Consider the following 19,889-nt stretch of genomic DNA (forward strand, 5'->3'; position numbering starts at 1 on the left):
ATGATACCGTATAAGGGGCTGAAATGAATGGAAATAAATGATCTTATCATATTTAAAACTGTAGCTAACGAAGGATCTATTAGTAAAGCCGCTAAAGAACTAGGCTATGTACAACCAAATGTAACTGAGCGAATCAAAAAATTAGAACAAGAATTAGAAACACCTTTACTACATAGAGATAACAAAGGTGTCTCCCTGTTACCTTCTGGTGACATTTTATTAGACTACACGAATAAAATATTAGCTCTTTTAGAAGAAGCCAAAGATGAAATTAAAACAAGTGCTTCTTCTTATGTAATAGCGACGTCACAATCTATTTTGACTAATTATTTAAGTATGCGTATTAAAGAAAATTTCAGGAATTATCAAATATATATAGAAAGTAGTAGCCATTTACAAAAACTACTACAGCAACAAAAAGTTGATATGGTCATAACTTATGAGGATTATCCCGACGCAGCGTTTAAAAAAGTATTCACCACTTCAATTTCTGTAGGCTTATTAAAAGCGAAAGAACAGTGTAACATTGACTTTTCAAAAGAACTTTTCTTTGTTAGTAACGATAAAAAGTGCCCTTTTAGAAATATGACAATACAATTTCTAAAAGAAAACAATCTATCTCAGCATCAACTTCAACAGTTAGATTCTTATTCGCTTATTGAAGAGTTTATTGTTGAGGGAAATGGGATAGCTTTTTTACCGATTAGAAATGATAAATTAGTTCCAGTTGAAAATGTCGCGGTTGAAAAACTACCTATTAACTTCTTTACAACTCGAGACTTAGATAAAGTGATTCCAGGTGAACTATTTAATTAATAAAAAGGCTACACTTGTCGTATTTTACGGGTAAATAAATATCCCTTTTCGAATCGCTAATATAACTTCATATACTATCGTACGGCTTAATAAAATAAAAAGGGATGTTACCTAGTTAATATGTTTAACTACTAGGACATCCCTTTTCATCTTGAAGACTTATTTTACACGTTCTGTTCCACCCCTGTACTCTTCTCCTTCTTACTTCTTTTAAAATTCTTCAACTTCTTAACCGTTCCAACTAATCCTTTTGGAAAAACTAATAACACGATAATGTATAATAAACCTAGAATAATCGTCCACCTTTCAAAAATCGGATACTCTGTAGCTAGTTCTGATAAATAATATTTCAGTGATTCAATAATCCCCGCTCCAGCAATAGCTCCGATTAACGTTCCAACTCCCCCAATCATTGTCATCAATAATGCATTTAACGTCATTTCAATTGAAAATACAGTTGTATTAACAAAGCGTAATGTGATGACAAATAAACCACCGCTAATCGCTGCAACTACTCCTGCAACAACACTAGCAATAATTTTATAATGAAGAACTTTATAGCCAAGTGCTTCAACTCGTTGTTCATTTTGTGAAATCGCCTTTAACACTTTCCCAATTGAAGATTTTGTGAAAAGACGTAACAAAATGAAAATACTGATTAGACATATAAATGTTATATAATAAAATGTAAAACGATCACGGAATATATCTGGTACACGAAATGTAAATCCATCTCCTCCATGAGTCAGTGAACGCCATTTTTCAGCAAGTACAAAAAACAGCTGGGAAATAGCGAGCGTTAACATTGCATAAAAATGACTTTTCAGCCGTAAAGAAAGCAAACCGATTATATAACTAACGATGGCTGATACAATAATTGCGGCTGCTATTCCTATAAAAAAGTTTGTGATAGACACCCCTTGTCGATCAAATAAAAGTGCTACCCCATACGCCCCTATACCAAAGAACATACAATGACCGAATGAAACAATACCTGTATATCCAAGGAGAACATCAAAACTCATAGCGAAAATAGCAAAGATGAAGATTTGAGTGAACAAAATTAACAAGCTCCGTGAATCATTTACGAATGGAAATACACTTAAACAAATGAGCATAAATACTCCGAAGTATACTTTAATTCGATTCGATGTGCTGTTCACCATTTCACCCCTTTTCACCAACAAGTCCCGTTGGCTTCACTATTAAGAAAAATAGTAACATTAACATATTAATTGCAAGTGATAAATCCGGTATAAAATATGCTGTAAAAGCACCAGCTAATCCAACAATTAAAGAAGCGATTGCTGAACCTTGTACGCTTCCTAATCCTCCAATTATCACTACTATAAAAGCTAAAATCGCATACTGCATACCCATCTCGGCGAAAATAACACCTGAATACGGTGCTAATAAGAAGCCTCCCAAAGCCGCCATCCCTGCTCCTAATAAAAAGACGAAAGAAAATATCGCTTTTACATTAATACCGAGCGCTTGAACCATCTCTTTATCCATTACACCTGCGCGAATCATAAGACCTATCTTTGTTTTTTTGAGCAATAATAGTAAGGCAATGTAAATGATGATCCCAATTAAAATAACGAATAGACGATATTTAATTAATATAACGCCTTCAAATGTATAACTACCTTGTAACCATAACGGTAATTTAGCACCAATTGGATTTGGCCCCCAAAATACTTTAATACATTCACTAAGTACAAGCATTCCTCCAAGCGTCACAAGAAGCTGGCGAACATGATTTCCATATACCGGTCTAATAAGGAATCTTTCTAAAATGAATCCAAGAAACATCCCCATAGCAATTGCTCCAATTAAAGCGAGTAAATAGCTTCCAGTTGTATTAAATATCCATACACCTGTAAAAGCTCCCCATGCAAATAACCCACCATGTGCGAAGTTTAGAACGCTCATTAAACCAAAAATAAGTGAAAGACCTGACGCTAATAAAAAAATGAGCATCCCTGTTGAAATCCCATTTACAAATAAATTGATTAACACATCCATCCTTCTCACCCCGGATTCATGTTAAGAGATTCCTAAATATTTGTGACACATTTCCTTATCCTCTTTTAATTCATGCATAAAACCGTTATGAACAATTCTTCCGTTATCCATAATATAAAAGTAATCACCAATTTGACTAGCCATCATAAAGTTTTGTTCAACGAGTAAAACTGTTGTTTTCTCTTTCATTTTCAAAATGGCTATCATTAATTTTTCTATCATAATGGGCGACAAGCCTTTACTCGGCTCATCAATAAGTAATAAACCATCACTATTAATAAATGCTCTTGAAATTGCTAGCATTTGCTTTTGCCCTCCGCTTAAGAGTCCGCTTTTTTTGTGCCAAAATTGCTTTAAATCTGGAAATAATTCAAGCATCCAGTCTATTTTTTCTTCCGCTTCTTCTCCCTTCTCCCTAGCAAGAGCGAATGTTTCTTCTACTGTCAGGTCGTGAAAAATACCTTGATTTTCTGGTACATACCCTATTCCTTTCCTTGAAATTAAATGTGTAGATAATCCATTTACTTGTGTACTATCATAATAAATTTCACCATGTGCGATATGGTGAAATCCCATAACCGAACGTAATGTCGTAGTCTTCCCTGCCCCATTTCTTCCAAACAGTACAGTAATCGTTCCTTTCTCAACAGTAAGAGATACCCCTTGTAAAATATGAAACTGATCTAAATACGTCTCTATATTATTCACTTGTAATAGTGCCACTATATAATCCCCCTAAATAAGCACTTTGTACACGCTCATCTTTCATCATTTCTTCGGGCAAACCTTCAGCCAATAACTCTCCATGGAATAAAACGATAAGATGGTCTGACAAACCTAGTACCATATCCATTTTGTGTTCAATAAGTACAATTGTACTCTCTGGATGTTTCTTAATATTTTCAATCACTTGTAAAATAGCCGGTACCTCCTCAACTGATATACCTGCCGTCGGCTCATCAAGTAGTAACACATCCGTTTTTAAAGCTAATAACATCGCAAGCTCTAACTTTCGTTTTTCCCCATGCGCTAGATCTTTCGCTAATACATGTTCTTTCTCGTGAAGTAATACTGTTTTTAAGAAACGTCTCGCCTCTCCAACTTGTTGCTTAAATTTTGCCGAACTCGGAAAAAAACTATAGTAATCTTGCACAAATGATTGAACACTTAAACGAACATTTTCAAGTACCGTTAACTCTGGGAATATATTTGTAAATTGAAAAGAACGACCAATTCCTAATCGAGTACGATCCGAAATTGATAAATTTGTAATCTCTTGTCCTTTAAAATATACTTCACCCTTTGTTGGAGAAATTTGTCCACTTAGTAAATTGAATAGCGTTGTCTTTCCTGCACCATTTGGTCCAATAATTGAAATGAGCTTTCCTTTTTGTACTGTTAAATTCACATCCTTAATAACATGATGCTCGCCAAAAGATACGCAAAGATTTTTCGTTTCTAGCAAATGTGTCACGAAATCCCTCCCTTTAAAGCTTTAAGTATGAAAGAAATACGTATAAAGAGGGTGTACTCCCTCTTTATACGAAAACAACAGAAAATTCAGTCTATTTATTTTGAACTTGGGGTTCTGTCTCTTTCATCGTTAATTCTCGCTCTAATACTGGCACCGGATAATCAACACCATCTTGCTTTTTCAATGTGATAGAATAAAGTGTCTGCATCGCTTGATGATCCTTCTCTCTAAATTTCATCTTTCCTTTCGGTGTATCAAATTCCATTCCTTCCATTTTCTTAATCAATGTATCTACATCTGTATCACCTTTTGTTTTCTTTAAAGCTTCTACAATTGAAATTGCCGCTGACATTCCTCCTGCTGTAAATAAATCTGGCACCGCACCATTAAATCGTTTTTTATGTTCTTCAACTAACCAATCATTCACCTTATTTTTCGGAAGTGTGTGATAATAAACAGAAAAACCTTGCATTCCTACTAACGCATCCATCGTTTTTAATGCCGGTATATCTGGTGCACCAGTAGAAATTTTAATACCCTGCGCTTCCACATTCATATCTTTTAACTGTTTCCAAGGTGAATTCGCACCTGCCCAAACGATAAATAAATAATCTGGTTTTGAGCTAATAATATTTTGAATATTTGCAGTGAAGTCAGTCGAATTTGTATCAGCATATTGCTCGTTTACAATATTCGCACCTAATTTCTTCGCTCCAGCTTTAAATGCCGCAATTCCCTCACGGCCGTAAGCATTATCTTGTGCTAACGTTGCTATTTTCACATCTTTTTTAGCAATTGCCGCAGCACCAGCGACTGCATCTTGAGATGAATTTCTACCTGTTCTAAAAATATATTTATTCCAGTTCTTCCCGGTAATACTATCAGCTACTGCTGGTTCTACAACCATTATTTTTTCATATTCCTCTGCAAGTGGTAAAACCGCTAATGTATCACTTGAACTAGACGATCCGACTAAAAAATCGACTTTCTCTTCTTCTAATAACTTCGTAGCTTTTTTAACCGCTACATCAGCTTTCGTTTCCGTATCTTCTACAACAAACTTAATCTTCTTCCCTTCCACTTTCCCAGTTCCACCAGTTGCATAGTCTAACCCTAATTCAAATCCGTTCACTGTTTGTTTTCCATATGATTCTAATGGACCTGTTAATGAAGCAAGAACCCCTACCTTAATCGTCTTTTCATCCTCTGTACTTGTTTTCTTTCCTGAACAAGCTGCCGTTATTAATAACGAACCTAAAACACAACCAGCAGCCACCATTTTTAGCCATTTACGTTTTTTCATCGACATTGTGATCCTCCCCATACTTTACTTTCTGATAGAGTCAAACACGCCAAAGTTACCCATCCGTAATTATGACTTTTCCTTTGAATAATATAAACGAGATTGTTAGTATACATGTATCTTCTCCGATTTCCATTAAACACCTTTACAATTTCATATAAATATTTTATTCCTACCTATACCGCATTCCCAAACTATTAAACTTCTATCCTTTCTAACAAGCATTTTGAGTCTCCAATATTAATTAGCTTTCTTAAAAAATTGAATTCTTTGGAGTAAACCATCTGTAATAATGATATTCCCTTGACTATCCACATCTATTCCTTGTGGTGAGAAAAACTGCCCTGACATACCATTAAAACTTCCAAAAGACTCTAAAAAATTCCCATTTTCATTGTAAATATTCACACGATTATTAGAAGTATCTGTGACATATACCGTATTATTTATATCGATTTCAATTCCTATTGGCAAAAAAAGATCTCCTGAACCCTCTCTCCAATTTTCTAGTGGATCTAAGTTTCCAGCTCCATGATTTGTACCCCATTTTGTAAGAAAATTACCCTCATTATCAAATTTTTGAACCCTATTATTAATCCGATCCACAACATAAACATTATCTTTTGAATCAATTGCTAATTGCATAGGTTGAAAAAACTCTCCCTCTCCACTTCCTTTTCTCCCCCATTCTTTCATATATACAAAGAATGGATTAAATTTTTGAATACGATGATTTTCTGAATCAGCTATAAATATGTTTCCTTTGCTATCAATAGCTATTCCAGATGGAAATTGAAAAAAACCTGGTAATACTCCAAATGAACCATATGAAGCAAGCGCTATCCCTGAATTGGTGAATTTTTGGATACGATGATTTACAGAATCAGATACATACACATTATTGTAACGATCCGTTGCAATCTGTCTTGGAACAAAAAACTGTCCTGGAAGACTTCCGAACCCAAGTGGCCCACCAGTACCAAATAAACTTCCCCACTTAGCAACAATCTTCCCAGATATATCATATTTCAAAATTCGATGATTAAAAGAATCAGATACAAAAACATTTCCATTCGTGTCTCTTTCGACATCATAAGGTCCTGCATATTGTGTATTTCCATTCCTTTCATTACCTATGGTTTTCTTCATTACCGCTGTTAGGCCTACCTCATTATATAAAAGTACACGATTATTTCCCGTATCCGTTATATAGATATTCCCTTTACCATCCGGAAAAACTTGATTAGGATAAACAAACTGAAAAAAGTTACCTACTGTATATAAAAATTGATCTTTATTTGTAAATTTCATTATCCGATTGTTATATGTATCTGCTACATATAGCGATCCAGATGTTGAGTCAAAATTTATTCCTCTTGGATGGTAGAATTGATATGGGCCTAAACCTGCAATTCCTGTTCCGATTACTCGCTGAAACTCCCCTTTTTTATCAAACACTTGAATACGATTGTTATATGTGTCTGCAATATAGACCTCGTCTTGTTTATTTATCGCAATTCCTTGTGGTAAAGCCATTTCTCCATTCGCCTTTCCATAACTCCCTATTGTTTGAATATACTGCCCATCCGGGCTATATTTTTGAATACGATGATTGTATTCATCCGTAATATAGTAATTGTTATCGCTATCTACTGCAATTTCCCTAGGAAACGAGAACTGCTCACTTCCTTTACCTTTTGTGCCCCAACTTTTAATAAATTGAAACTCCTCATTAAATTTTTGAATACGATAATTCGCTGTATCCGCAACTAAAATATTACCTTCTTTATCAACAGCAATACCAAATGGCATATTAAACTGTCCCGGACCTTCACCTAAAGTTCCTATAGCATCAACAACTTCTCCATTCTTATCTATTTTCAAAATCCTATTATTCCCCATATCAACAACATACAAAAATCCTTTTGCATCCCTTGCCATCGCCACTGGTGTCCTTAATAACTTAGAAGTATCTAGCTCACTCCCCCATGATTTCACATATTTTACAGCAGAGGCACTTCCTACAGAAGCAAACATCCCTAGACTCACAATAACAATGAAAAAACAACATATAATTTTTTTGATAAAATCCATACTTACTACCATCTAATCACAGTAGCTGCCCAAGTATACCCAGTACCTGCACTAACCACTACTGCAATATCTCCAGGCTGTAATTTCCCTTGCTCATTTGCAAAATGAAGACCTATACATGGGTCAAGTGCTGACATATGCCCATAATGATCTAAATATACAACTTGCTCTTCTACTAAGCCCAGCCCCTGTAACAATTCTATTAGCATAGAGCGTTTTGTATGCAGTGGTAACAATACTTTAATATCTTTAGGAGTAAATCCACTTTTTCTTAACGCCTCCCGAATAACCTTATCAAAATTAGGGGTTGAAATTGGATCTAAACGTTCTTTCATACTAATAGGATCTATTACATCAATATAATGTTGTCGATTCTCAACTGTATCATAGCTCGCAACCTGCTTCGATCCACCAGCTGGAATACGAACATCGTCATGAAATGAACCATCCGTTATAATCGCACTGCCTAATATTTCACCGTTGCTAGCTCCCTTTTTTACTAAAGCTGCACTTCCGCCATCAGCAAAATTAAACATAAAACGTGAGCGTGGATTATCATAATCTACAATTTGAGATTCTTTACATCCACCTACTAATAATATATTTTCAATTGATTTATCAGAGTAGAGCATATCCTTTGCGACTTTGAGAGCGATTGGAAAGCAAGAACTAACATTCATAATTTCAAAAGCATAAGCATTTTTCAATCCAAGTTCATGCTGAATTTTTGGGGCACTAGACCATACGTGGTAATCTTTATGTGGACTGCCAAAATAAATGACTACATCAATAGATTGAGGATCTACTTGTAATAATATTGGCTTTGCAGCAGCAATAGCTAAATCTGATGCATGCATCGTTTCGTCTGCGACATGTTTTTCATATAACCCAAACTTTTCTATAATAATATTCTCAGGAATACCTGTTTTTTTAGATAAATCTGCGGCCGTCTCTACGTCTTTTGGGAAGAAAACACCAGTTGCTTCAATCCCAATTCTCATTAGACAATTCCTCCTTCTTTTGGCACCATCATAGTCGCTACACCTGTTAACACTAAATCTCCTTTTTGGTTATGACACTCAGTTAACAATTTCAAAACTCTCTTTTCTATCATAAATTCTTGTACTGTTGCCGTAGCTGTAATCGTATCTCCTATAAAAACTGGCGCTGTAAATTTAATAGTTTGTTCCATATAAACGGAACCCTTTCCTGGTAAATGAACGCCTAACAATTGTGATAATAAACTAGAAGTTAATAAACCATGTGCGATTCTTTGATTAAATCTAGTTTGTTTTGCATACTCATGATCAATATGAATTGGATTAAAATCCCCGCTCAAACCCGCAAATAATACAAAATCCGTTTCTGTTATTGTTTTACTACATGATGCCTGTTGACCGGAACTATACATAATCATCCCTTCACCTACTTTTCAGTTGATTTGCTAACTGTGCTTTTTGAATTTTACCAGTTGCATTTTTAGGCAATTCCTCTAGAAACACAATTTCTTTTGGAACTTTATATTTGGCTAGTAATAAACGACAATGATCAATGACTTCCTTTTCAGTTAATACACTGCAACTCTTTTTCACAATAAAGGCGATTGGAATCTCTCCCCACTTTACATGTTGTGTACCAATTACTGCTACCTCACATACTTCTGATAGTTTATTAATAACTTGCTCTACTTCAAGGGGATAAATATTTTCACCACCGGAAATTATCATTTCTTTTTTTCTACCGACAATGTATACAAAACCATCTTCATCAACTTTAGCTAAATCTCCCGTATATAACCAACCATCTTGAATCGTTTCTTCTGTTGCATCTGGCCGATTCCAATACCCTTTCATTACATTTGGTCCTCTTATTAGTAACTCTCCAACTTCACCAATCTCAACTTTATTTTTGTTTTCATCAATAAGTACATAATCACAAAACAGAACAGGTTTTCCAATTGAGCCTACTTTACGTCTTGCATCTTCTTCTGAAAGCATAAATACGGTTGGTGATGTTTCAGTCATACCAAAGCCTTGACCAAATAAAAATCCTCTATCTATAAATTCTCTCATCAACTCTTCTGGACATGGTGCACCACCGTTATAAAACCAGCGAACTGATTGTAAATTTGTAGTTTCAAACTTTGCGCAATTAATTAATGCTTGGTGAATTGTAGGTACTCCCATTACAACAGTCACTTTATATTTTTCTATCATAGAAAGAGCTATGGTTGGCTCAAATTTTCTCGGAACAATGATTATTCCACCTGCAAATAAAGTTGGAAATGCGAATAAACCAATCCCACCAATATGAAATAAAGGCAATAACACAATGGAGCGGTCATGAACAGTTAGGTCAATCGCAAATGTATTATTAAGCGCATTCCAAAACATATTCTCTTGTGTAAGTACAGCTCCTTTCGGTTGTCCTGTTGTCCCCGAGGTATAACATATAATAAAGGATGCGCTTTCATTTATCTCTTCAAAGTTGTCAATTTTTCTATCTTCTATTTCTTTTAAACTTTTAATCGAAATAACTCTTTGTACATATGTTACATTCTGCATTGACAGTGCCATATTTTGAAATGTTTCCTCTACAAATAAAACTGTAGCTCCACTATCTTTTAACTGAAATATAAGTTCATTTTCTGTTAACCGTATATTCAGTGGAACAGCAATACATTCTACCTTTGCTATAGCAAATAAAAGTACAATATATTCCAAGCAATTTTGTGATAAAATAGCTATCCTCTCTCCTTTTTGCACATTTAAGTCGTAAATTAAATATGCTGCTACTTTACTTACATACTCATGTAACTGTTTATATGTCATTTCCTCCTCTTCTGTAATAATGGCAATGCGATCTGGATGTAAATAGGCCCGTTTTTCAATCCAATAAGCAATGCCTTGCATATTTTCCCCACTCCCTTATCTCTTTCTCAATCCTTCAAATATTAATGACATCGCTGCTTCAAATACATCTTCCGGAACATCTTTCTCTTCCCAATAGCCCCATCGCATTCCTAAAAATTGACCAATTGACATAAGACAATACGCAATTGTTTCTTTATCAAGTTGTTTAAATTCTCCCGCTTCCATGCCAGCCGATAAACTTTTTAAAAATCCATTTGCGAGCTTTGCATAATACCATCTATATAAATTATCATCAACAACTACCGCCTGTTGTACAATGTTATATAGATTAGGACGATCTTTCACCCATCGAAAAAAGGCCTGAAAACCTCTTCTTTGTGCCTCTTCATAACTTGATATCCCCTTCATTTCTTCTTTAATAATTAAGCGTAACTCACGGTTCAATCTGCGAATCAATTCATCAAATATATCTTTTTTAGATGGAAAGTAATTATAGAAAGTTCCGTGCGCTACTGTTGCTTCTTGTGTAATATTCACGATAGAAGCTTCGTAATATCCTTTATTACCAAATACCTCTTCTGCAGCACACAATAATTTCTCTCTCGTTTCTAACCCTTTTGTTGTTAGGTTTTTTACATCCATTATTATTTTTTCTGACACCTGAATCACCTCTTAGATTTGATTATAAATATGTTTCTGAATTTTTCAATTATTTTCATTAGACAAAATCCGCAAGCGTTTTTCTACATACAAAAAAGGACTAACTTATTTTGAAGTTAGTCCTTTAATCTTAATTAGAATTAAGTTCTACTTTCTCTAACCCCTCAACCAATTGCTTCTTATCTAATCCTTCCCCTATTACTACCAAATTTGTCGGGAAACCGAAGTCTTGTTCCAGTAAGGTTGGTACGCCAAATGAATATTGGAATAAGTGAGGGTATTTATCTCCATGGAATTTCACAAATCCTTTTACGCGATAAATACTATCTGGTAAATTCGAAAGCCATTCATATAATTTATCTTGATCAATCGATTTCGTAAATTGATACGTCATCGTTTGTATATGTAAATGCTGTTTGACATGTAGTGTCTCATGTTCTCCATCTCTCACAAATTCAGCTTCTTCTATATCTTTTAAAGATATATTACAATACTTTGTTTCAAACAATTTCGCATGATTATTTATTGCCTTTACGTCTTCAAGTACTTTGTTCTTATCCGAATCTGTTAATAAATCTGATTTATTAATAAGAATATGACTTCCATATTTCATTTGCTCATGTAATAGCTGTTGTACATTTGCACTTAATATACTTCGGTTTAACCATCTTACTGCATCTAATACGACTACTATAGATTTCACTTCAAGGAAAGGAGCTAAAATTGGTGATACACATGCATCTAACACTTCAATTGGATGTGCGACACCTGTTGTTTCTATATAAATTACATCTGGTCTTTCTTGTTGATATAAAGAATGTAATTGAATTTCAAGCTCTTCTTTTAACGTACAACAAATACATCCTTTCAGCAGTTCCCTTAACACATTCTCTTTTCCAATAATATCTGTATCTACCGAGTATTCACCGATTTCATTCATCAAAACTGCAACTTTTCGATTTTTCTTCTTTTCTGCTAATAATAAATTTTGCAGCAATGTTGATTTTCCGCTACCTAAAAAACCACCTAATATATGAATTTCTACTTTACTCATTCGACCGACCATCCATTTCTCTACTTCAAATTTCTTCAAAGCGTAATTATTACGATTTATATTTATCATTTTATTAAAAGAATACCTATTTGTAAACAAAACTACTAGATTATCGTTTCATTTTCCATTCACTTCATGAGCAACTCTAATTCCAGACTCGATTGCTCCTTGCATCCATCCATGTGTTAATGTCGTATGTTCTCCTGCAAAGTGCACTCTACCCGCTGGCGGCGTAATATATGGAAACAATTCAAGCTCTTGCCCTGGTTCAAAAGCTGTAAATGCTCCGCAAGAATACGGATTTTGACTCCAGCTAAAAGATTCTCCCGCAACATACTCACTATAAACCACATTTCCATATATTTGCGCTAAATTTTTCAACGCATAACGAATACGTTCTCTATTCGAGAGACTATCCCACGTTAACGCCTCATCTGCCCACGTATAACTCACTAAAACGATAGCCGCCCCTGGTGTATGAATGCCGTAGCTCGGATAATATGTAAAGCGGATAGGTAAATCTGTAATTGACTTACCACCATATTGTCCTGCTCTTTCCCAAAATCTACTTTTAAACTCTATCGCAATTTTAGTTGAAGCAATATAATTTAATTCACGAATTGCCCGCCTTTTATAATAAGAGAATAAATGATATGGCTGAACTTCTACAAATCGCAAAGCTGAAAATGGAATTGTGACAATAGCGATGTCACCAGTTACTATAAATGAATTTAACGTTTGTTCATGTGTTACTTGCATCATTACTTTATTATCTTCCTGTATAATTTTTTCTACTTTATACGGCATAAAAATATTATCCTTTAGCTCTGGTAAAAATGAATTTGGTAATGCATCCATCCCGCCCGTTATCTCATAATATTTCGTCGTTGAAGTGAAAAAGATCATTTCGCGTAATACTTCAATTAAGGACATTCCCATGTATGCTTCCATATCAAGAAGTACTCCGATCATATCTATTGCCCCATCTGAATAATACTCGGTTAAAAATGAACCGAGCGAATATGTTTTATACTTTTTTTCAACAATAATCCAGTTTTTATCCGGATCTTTCTTAATATAATTAAGTATCGGTTCCAATACCCCTAACATTAACCCTTCTGCTGTTTTCCCTCTTTCTTTATCTAAAACTGGATATCCAAGTACACTTGGATCCTTTTCAAACACATCCAATCTCGTTCTTTTGTTATTCGTATAAATTATATCTGAAGAAGTTTTATTAATAAAAAGGTTTAACGGTAGTTTAAATTTACGAATGTAGGCTAAAGTTAAATCATGAGTATCCGGAATACGCATAGGGCCTGCGTTAAAATATAACCCTGCGCTAAATGGTTCACGAATCGTATACACCCTGCCACCTATTCTGTTATTCGCTTCTATAATCGTTACCTCGTGTCCAGCCTCTTTTAATAAAGATGCTGCAACTAATCCAGATATCCCTGCACCGGCAACTGTAATCCGTTTGGGGTTATTCGTTTTGGCAAGCCCTTCATGAACAATTTGAAGCATTTGTTCCATCGATAATGGATTCCCCATGCCAATTCCCCTTTTACGAAGGATTTTACTGAATTATATTCGTTTAACAGGATTCCTATGTTTCATTCAAGTAATTGAGTGGATACATTTTCAATCACTTGAATATCTTTTATAAAATGTAATAAAATAGATATGAAACTATAGAAGTAAGACGTATTATCTTACATAATAAAATTTATGAAATAGCGAGGAATTTTGAAATGAAAAAAGGTATTAACCGTGTTGTATTAGTAGGAACAGGAGCAGTTGGATGTAGTTATGCTTACTGTATGATTAACCAAGCTGTAGCTGAAGAATTTGTTTTAGTTGATGTAAATGAAGCAAAAGCTGAAGGAGAAGCAATGGACTTAAGCCATGCCGTTCCTTTCGCACCAGCTCCAACAAAGGTTTGGAAAGGTAGTTATGAAGATTGTAAAGACGCAGATCTTGTTGTAATTACAGCTGGATTACCACAAAAGCCAGGTGAAACACGTTTAGATTTAGTTGAGAAAAATGCTAAAATTTTCAAGCAAATTGTTCGTAGCATTATGGATAGCGGCTTTGACGGTATCTTCTTAATCGCAACAAACCCTGTAGATATTTTAACTTACGTAACTTGGAAAGAATCTGGATTACCGAAAGAACGCGTAATCGGTTCTGGTACAACTCTTGATTCTGCTCGTTTCCGCTATATGTTAGGTGAGTACTTCGATATTGGACCTCATAACATTCACGCTTATATTATCGGAGAGCACGGTGATACAGAACTTCCTGTTTGGAGTCACGTATCAATTGGTATTCAAAAACTACAAACGCTTCTTGAAAAAGACAACACATATAACCAAAAAGATTTAGATGATATTTTCATAAACGTGCGTGATGCAGCTTATCACATTATTGAACGAAAAGGTGCTACATACTACGGTATCGGCATGTCACTTTTACGTGTCACGAAAGCAATCTTAAACAACGAAAACAGCGTATTAACTGTATCAGCATACCTTGAAGGTCAATACGGCCAACAAGATGTTTATATTGGCGTACCTGCTGTTTTAAACCGCGGCGGTGTTCGTGAAATTTTAGAAGTTGAACTAAGTGAAGAGGAAGAATTAAAATTCGATCACTCTGTTCAAGTATTGAAAGAAACAATGGCTCCTGTTCTTTAATCATATTTTCAATCAAAAAAGCAATCCGATTTATATTGGATTGCTTTTTTATATTTTTATAGTTCCCCCTCAATTTAAACTGTAATATTATCTATAAAAAGGAGTGATTTCATGAATGATTCTTGGACGATTGTAATCCTCTTGCTAGCTGTAGCATCCTTAATACTTTTCCTCTTCTTAATCATCAGAACGCTATTCCCAACTACAAAATATGATAAGAATCTCGGATTGATTCTAATTATTTTAAGCTTGTTAGCAATACCGATAAGTATCTTCCTTATAGGAGGATGGGCAGGTATGGGAGTTGGTGTAATCGCAGTCTTTATTTTTGCTGCTGTTATTATAGCTTTAATTGCAAATAGATTCATTAAACTACCTCCTCCAAAGAAAAAATAATAAATGACCGATGTTTTCATCAAGAGAAAACATCGGTCATTTTCTATCATTTATTATCTTTAATCGGTTCATCGTTATTTACGTCAAGTACATCTAATAAAAAGATAAAGATTGGTATTCCGATAATAAGCCCCCATATTCCGAGGAAATGCTCTGAAAAGATAAGAATCATAAATGTATAAAATACTGGTAAATTCGTTTTTGCAGACATAAATTTTGGATTTAAAAAATAACTTTCAAGAGCGTGGATTACTGTAATGAACACTAGTATGTATACAACATACATAACCCCGCCGACGTTATAGGCAATGATACAAAGTGGAAACAAGGAAATAATAACACCAGCAACTGGAATCAAGCCGAGTAGAAAGACCATGACAGCCAATACAAGAAGCTGTGGAAATCCTAAAATGACAAGTGCAATTACAGTGAGCACACAATTTACAACTGCAATTAAAAACTGTGCTTCAATCACTTTTCCGAACGATCTTGCAAATCTTTCACCGAAATATGCAATCTCCTCATAAAAAATCTTTAATTTACTATCTTTAAATTTAGACGTGAATGAAATAATTCGCTCTTTTTCCAATAAGAAAAATAAGCTTAGAATAAGAGACAATAGTATTTGCAAACTTACCTTTCCTATGTTTGCTATTGATTGATAAATGACATCCACACCTTGTTCAATATATTTTGATACTTCCATTTCATTAATTGCTGAAAGTACGTATCTAATCATCTCATTATCAGGTGGATGTTGAAAAAACAATTTAAATTGATAAATTAATTGTGAAATTTGTATCGTTAGCACAGGTAAATATTTATATAATGTAGTTACAATAAACGTCACTAATACAATATATAAACAAGCAATAACCACTTTCCTATTTACTTTCAATTTTTTTGAAATAAACTTTTGAAATCGATCCATCAAAAACGTGAGAATAAACGTAATTAATATTAAATTAATCATACTTTTTAATCCATACAATACAAGCGCTAATATTATTAAAACGAGAAACCGTTGAAACCCTCTGCTTCGAAAGAAATTTTTCACTTCATTCATTAAGAATTAACCTCTCCCTTCAATGGATGGAAATCGGATATATTACATTTTATGAACTTCTATAGACAATCTTTCTTACTAATTGGAAAGAATCCTTTTTTTCTTTTTTATTGTCGGATTTTTTTATCTAATACTTTTCTAAAAACTACTTTATCAACTCTATATTTTAGGAGATCTTCTATTTTTAGATTGCTGTTCATACGCATATCCAATATTAAAAAGTTCTTTTTCACCAAACTGTTTCCCAACAAACACTACGCCTACCGGCTGACCATCAGAATCATACCCTGCCGGCACTGCTAATTCTGGATAACCAGCCACAGCTGATAGAAGAACTTCATCATTATTAATCATCACAAGAGCATCCAAACCTTTTTCTACTAAATACCTATCTATCTCTTTTCTTGCATTTTCTTGACTCGTTTGAACTACTTTTTCAAACTCACCTTTCGTTATAGCAGATTTTTCAGAGCCCTCAATTAATGTTTGTCCATATTTCATTCGTCTTTTACTATCTTTTTTATTAAACGCTATAATCTCTTCTAACGATTTTACAGGCACATTTTTTTGCTTCGAAAGATAGTCGTTAACATTATGCTTGAACTCATATTCTAATGTTTGCAGATTATCTACACCCTCGCTGTTTAACTGAATATCATCACTCAATATCGCACCTGCATCTTGAATGTCTTTTCTAATCTTTTCTGCTACTGCTTTTCTATTTTCATCTTGTTGATCTACAGAAAAAAGAATCCCTATCTTTTTCCCTTTTAATCCATCTATCGATAAATCATTCGTATAATTTATTCTATCTCTATCTTTCATTTTTTCTGTCATAGCATCTTTTTCATCATAACTTACCATTGTATTAAATAACGTTGCCGCGTCTTTTACCGTTCTTGCCATAGGCCCTGCAGTATCAAGCGTTTCAGCTAACGGAATAATTCCAGTTCTACTAATCATACCTAAAGATGGACGTAATCCAACTACTGATTGCTGGGATGCTGGTGCTACAATTGATCCAGTCGTTTCTGTGCCAATCGCAAGCGGTGCAAAATCTGCTGCAACTACTGTAGCAGATCCAGAACTTGATCCCGATGTATCAAACGTAATCGGACCGTATGGATTTAAATTTTGTCCTTTCTTCCCACTATATCCACTTGGCATTGTAAAAGATAAATAATTTGCCCATTCAGACATATTCGCTTTTCCTAAAACAAAAGCACCTTCTTCTTTCAACTTCTTCACGATCGTCGCATCTTCATCTGCAATCCAATCTTTTAATACATAAGTTCCTGCGCTTGTCGGCATCACTTTTTCCGTTTGTATATTATCTTTTACAATGACAGGAATGCCATATAAGTTCGATTTCTTCTTTAACGCTCTCTCTTTATCTAACTTTCGTGCTGCTTCCATCGCATCAGGATTAATCTCTGTAACAGCATTTAATGATATTCCACTTTGGTCGTGTTCTTGTATTCTAAAAAGATAAATACTCGTTAATTCTTCATATGATAATTTCCCATCATCAACCATTTTTTGAAGCTCATCCACAGTCGCATTTACAACTTCTTTTTCTTTTATCTTTATATTATCTATGTCGATCCCCTTAAGCTGATTATGTATCGGTTTTAACACTCTGTCTTTATCATATACAATACGCTCAGGTTCCTTTTGAAAATAATTTTTATACACGTAATATCCTCCGGCACATGCCAATAGAACAATACCTCCGGCGATAGACAACGTTATCTTTACCCATTTTTTCATGTTGCTTCCTCCACTCTAAAAGTTGCTCATTTATATAAAAAAGAGAGTTACCTTTTACTTAACTCTCTCCAATCAAAATGCTAAATGAAAAAATGAAAGATTTCAATCTAATTACTTTTTTTTTGCATTTGCTTCGCTAACAATTCCTTCACCTGATTATATGTTAATCCTGAATTTTTATTTAAACGTTTCACTTCATCAACATCAGTACCTACCACTGTATATTTTTTCTCATCATTCATTTTTCTACTTCCTTTCTCACCGGATTATTTCTTATATTTCTTCCCTAAACTCTTATAAATTAACACAAATACAAATAAGGAAACTACACTAAATTCAATAACTAAAAGGAGTTCTGTTGCGTAAGAGGAATAGATAGAAAAATGTCGAATTTATTATACTTGTTGAATTTGAGGACTTGGAGGATACATTTTGAAAAAATATGAGTTTAAAAATAACATTCCAACATTGGAAGAGTACAAATATTTGTGCGAGTCTGTGGGATGGACTAATTATATGAATTTTGAAGTGGTGGAAACATCACTGAAGAATTCTGTTCACTGCATCACAGTCAAGGATAATGAACAAATTGTGGGTATGGGGAGAATTGTTGGTGATGGGGCTATCTATTTCTATATTCAAGATATAGTAGTCCATCCAGATTATCAGAAAAATGGAATCGGGAAAGAAATCATGCATATTTTGGTTGAATACTTAAATCAGAATGCCCCTGATAAGGCATTTGTCGGTTTGTTTGCATCACAAGGTAAAGAATCGTTCTATGAAAAATATGATTTTAAAGATTACTCACCAAACATGACGGGGATGTTTACTGTAATTTCAAAAAAATAAACATAATAGATTTTTAATTATACGTCATCAATATTAAAGAAATTGTTCTCACAGTAATGCTTATCTTAAATAAGATCTTCCACGATTGGGTGTGAATATTAAATAAGAAAGGACAGTAGATAGTATATATACTATCTACTGTCCTTTCATTTATCTAACTTTTTTAATTTTGATTTTGAATTGTATTTTTTAATAAAATTTCACTACATCTTCAGTAGGTAAGAATGTTCTTTCCCCTGGTTGTTCATTTGGCTCACCAAATGGCATTTGTCCTACTAAGCTCCACTCTGCTGGAATGTTCCAAGTTGCTTTCACTTCAGCATCTACGATTGGATTGTAATGTTGTAATGACGCTCCAATTCCTTCAGCCGATAATAGCATCCATACAGTATGTTGTAGCATTGCATTTCCTTGATGAGACCAGAATGGGAACTGATCTTTATACAATGGTGCATTTTCTTGCATTTTTTCTACTGTTGCTTGATCTTCAAAGAATAGAACTGTTCCTACACCTGCATGGAAGCCTTTTAGTCTTTCTACTGTTGCTTCAAAATTTTCTGCTGGCACGCGTGATCTAAGCGTTTCTTTTACGATATCCCAAAACTTTTCATGCTCTCCATCCATTAATACAACCATACGGCCACTTTGCATATTGAAAGAAGTTGGTGCGTGTAAAGCTGTTTTTAAAACTTCTTCAATTCTTTCTTTTGTAATTGTAGCGTTTTTTGTTACTTTACGAATTGAACGACGGTTCACGATTGCTTCTTTTAAATTTGTTGTAGTTGCTGACATTTTAATTCCTCC

20 protein-coding genes are annotated in these 19,889 nt (G+C 34.3%); 4 read left to right on the forward strand and 16 right to left on the reverse strand.

The features are described 5' to 3' along the window. Window positions 1–27: 27 nt before the first annotated feature. A complete protein-coding gene (locus tag BG05_RS21850) occupies window positions 28–816 on the forward strand; it encodes a LysR family transcriptional regulator (protein ID WP_002031321.1) in 789 nt (262 codons plus the stop codon). A 164-nt stretch (window positions 817–980) separates the two neighbouring features. Here BG05_RS21850 and BG05_RS21855 read toward each other — a convergent pair whose 3' ends face one another. The 12 genes from BG05_RS21855 to BG05_RS21910 form a co-directional block, all read right to left on the reverse strand. After that, entirely contained in the window at window positions 981–1,934 is a 954-nt protein-coding gene (locus BG05_RS21855) for a branched-chain amino acid ABC transporter permease (RefSeq protein ID WP_002126891.1), read from the reverse strand. A gap of 49 nt (window positions 1,935–1,983) precedes the next feature. Next, on the reverse strand, window positions 1,984–2,844 hold the full coding sequence (locus tag BG05_RS21860) for a branched-chain amino acid ABC transporter permease (RefSeq protein ID WP_000382784.1): 861 nt from the start codon (window positions 2,842–2,844) through the stop codon (window positions 1,984–1,986). 21 nt (window positions 2,845–2,865) lie between these two features. Then, window positions 2,866–3,567, reverse strand: coding sequence for a branched-chain amino acid ABC transporter ATP-binding protein (locus BG05_RS21865; protein ID WP_016126779.1), 702 nt, complete (start codon window positions 3,565–3,567; stop codon window positions 2,866–2,868). Then, the gene (locus BG05_RS21870) at window positions 3,545–4,318 is read right to left on the reverse strand and encodes an ABC transporter ATP-binding protein (protein WP_003188514.1); all 774 of its coding nucleotides are present in this window, start codon (window positions 4,316–4,318) and stop codon (window positions 3,545–3,547) included. Before BG05_RS21870 ends, BG05_RS21865 begins: the two co-directional genes overlap by 23 nt. A 91-nt stretch (window positions 4,319–4,409) precedes the next feature. Next, window positions 4,410–5,627 carry a substrate-binding domain-containing protein gene (locus BG05_RS21875; protein ID WP_000061988.1) on the reverse strand — a complete coding sequence of 406 codons (1,218 nt, stop codon included), beginning with the start codon at window positions 5,625–5,627 and terminating at the stop codon, window positions 4,410–4,412. Window positions 5,628–5,861: 234 nt separating this feature from the next. Then, complete coding sequence (locus tag BG05_RS21880) at window positions 5,862–7,658, reverse strand: 6-bladed beta-propeller (protein ID WP_002126883.1); 1,797 nt, start codon at window positions 7,656–7,658, stop codon at window positions 5,862–5,864. Window positions 7,659–7,720: 62 nt separating this feature from the next. Next, complete coding sequence (locus BG05_RS21885) at window positions 7,721–8,716, reverse strand: 3-oxoacyl-ACP synthase (RefSeq protein WP_001219349.1); 996 nt, start codon at window positions 8,714–8,716, stop codon at window positions 7,721–7,723. Next, window positions 8,716–9,132, reverse strand: coding sequence for a MaoC family dehydratase (locus BG05_RS21890; protein ID WP_002012316.1), 417 nt, complete (start codon window positions 9,130–9,132; stop codon window positions 8,716–8,718). Before BG05_RS21890 ends, BG05_RS21885 begins: the two co-directional genes overlap by 1 nt. A 4-nt stretch (window positions 9,133–9,136) precedes the next feature. Then, the gene (locus tag BG05_RS21895; RefSeq protein WP_003188515.1) at window positions 9,137–10,627 is read right to left on the reverse strand and encodes an o-succinylbenzoate--CoA ligase; all 1,491 of its coding nucleotides are present in this window, start codon (window positions 10,625–10,627) and stop codon (window positions 9,137–9,139) included. A 15-nt stretch (window positions 10,628–10,642) separates the two neighbouring features. Further along, a complete protein-coding gene (locus tag BG05_RS21900) occupies window positions 10,643–11,248 on the reverse strand; it encodes a TetR/AcrR family transcriptional regulator (protein ID WP_001290796.1) in 606 nt (201 codons plus the stop codon). A gap of 130 nt (window positions 11,249–11,378) precedes the next feature. Beyond that, a complete protein-coding gene (locus BG05_RS21905) occupies window positions 11,379–12,302 on the reverse strand; it encodes a CobW family GTP-binding protein (protein WP_041868035.1) in 924 nt (307 codons plus the stop codon). Window positions 12,303–12,419: 117 nt separating this feature from the next. Further along, the gene (locus tag BG05_RS21910) at window positions 12,420–13,856 is read right to left on the reverse strand and encodes a flavin monoamine oxidase family protein (RefSeq protein ID WP_003188516.1); all 1,437 of its coding nucleotides are present in this window, start codon (window positions 13,854–13,856) and stop codon (window positions 12,420–12,422) included. A gap of 200 nt (window positions 13,857–14,056) precedes the next feature. Between BG05_RS21910 and BG05_RS21915 the strand changes: the two genes are divergently transcribed. After that, window positions 14,057–15,001, forward strand: a complete 945-nt coding sequence (locus BG05_RS21915) for an L-lactate dehydrogenase (protein ID WP_002064875.1) — start codon at window positions 14,057–14,059, stop codon at window positions 14,999–15,001. A gap of 111 nt (window positions 15,002–15,112) precedes the next feature. Next, window positions 15,113–15,397: a YesK family protein gene (locus BG05_RS30065; RefSeq protein ID WP_016126778.1), complete on the forward strand. Its 285-nt coding sequence runs from the start codon at window positions 15,113–15,115 to the stop codon at window positions 15,395–15,397. 46 nt (window positions 15,398–15,443) lie between these two features. Here the strand turns inward: BG05_RS30065 and BG05_RS21925 are convergent, their stop codons facing one another. From BG05_RS21925 to BG05_RS31870, 3 genes are all read right to left on the reverse strand, one after another. Then, window positions 15,444–16,463: an AI-2E family transporter gene (locus BG05_RS21925; RefSeq protein WP_003188519.1), complete on the reverse strand. Its 1,020-nt coding sequence runs from the start codon at window positions 16,461–16,463 to the stop codon at window positions 15,444–15,446. A gap of 159 nt (window positions 16,464–16,622) precedes the next feature. Continuing rightward, a complete protein-coding gene (locus BG05_RS21930; protein WP_003188520.1) occupies window positions 16,623–18,233 on the reverse strand; it encodes an amidase family protein in 1,611 nt (536 codons plus the stop codon). Between the two features lie 107 nt (window positions 18,234–18,340). Continuing rightward, on the reverse strand, window positions 18,341–18,475 hold the full coding sequence (locus BG05_RS31870; protein WP_002012306.1) for a hypothetical protein: 135 nt from the start codon (window positions 18,473–18,475) through the stop codon (window positions 18,341–18,343). Window positions 18,476–18,665: 190 nt separating this feature from the next. On the opposite strand from BG05_RS31870, the gene BG05_RS21940 reads away from it, so the two are divergent. Then, on the forward strand, window positions 18,666–19,085 hold the full coding sequence (locus BG05_RS21940; RefSeq protein WP_002126872.1) for a GNAT family N-acetyltransferase: 420 nt from the start codon (window positions 18,666–18,668) through the stop codon (window positions 19,083–19,085). A 189-nt stretch (window positions 19,086–19,274) separates the two neighbouring features. Here BG05_RS21940 and BG05_RS21945 read toward each other — a convergent pair whose 3' ends face one another. Continuing rightward, window positions 19,275–19,877, reverse strand: coding sequence for a nitroreductase family protein (locus tag BG05_RS21945; protein WP_002135720.1), 603 nt, complete (start codon window positions 19,875–19,877; stop codon window positions 19,275–19,277). Window positions 19,878–19,889: the final 12 nt, after the last annotated feature.

The sequence above is a fragment of the Bacillus mycoides genome, from assembly GCF_000832605.1.
Taxonomy (GTDB): Bacteria; Bacillota; Bacilli; order Bacillales; family Bacillaceae_G; genus Bacillus_A; species Bacillus_A mycoides.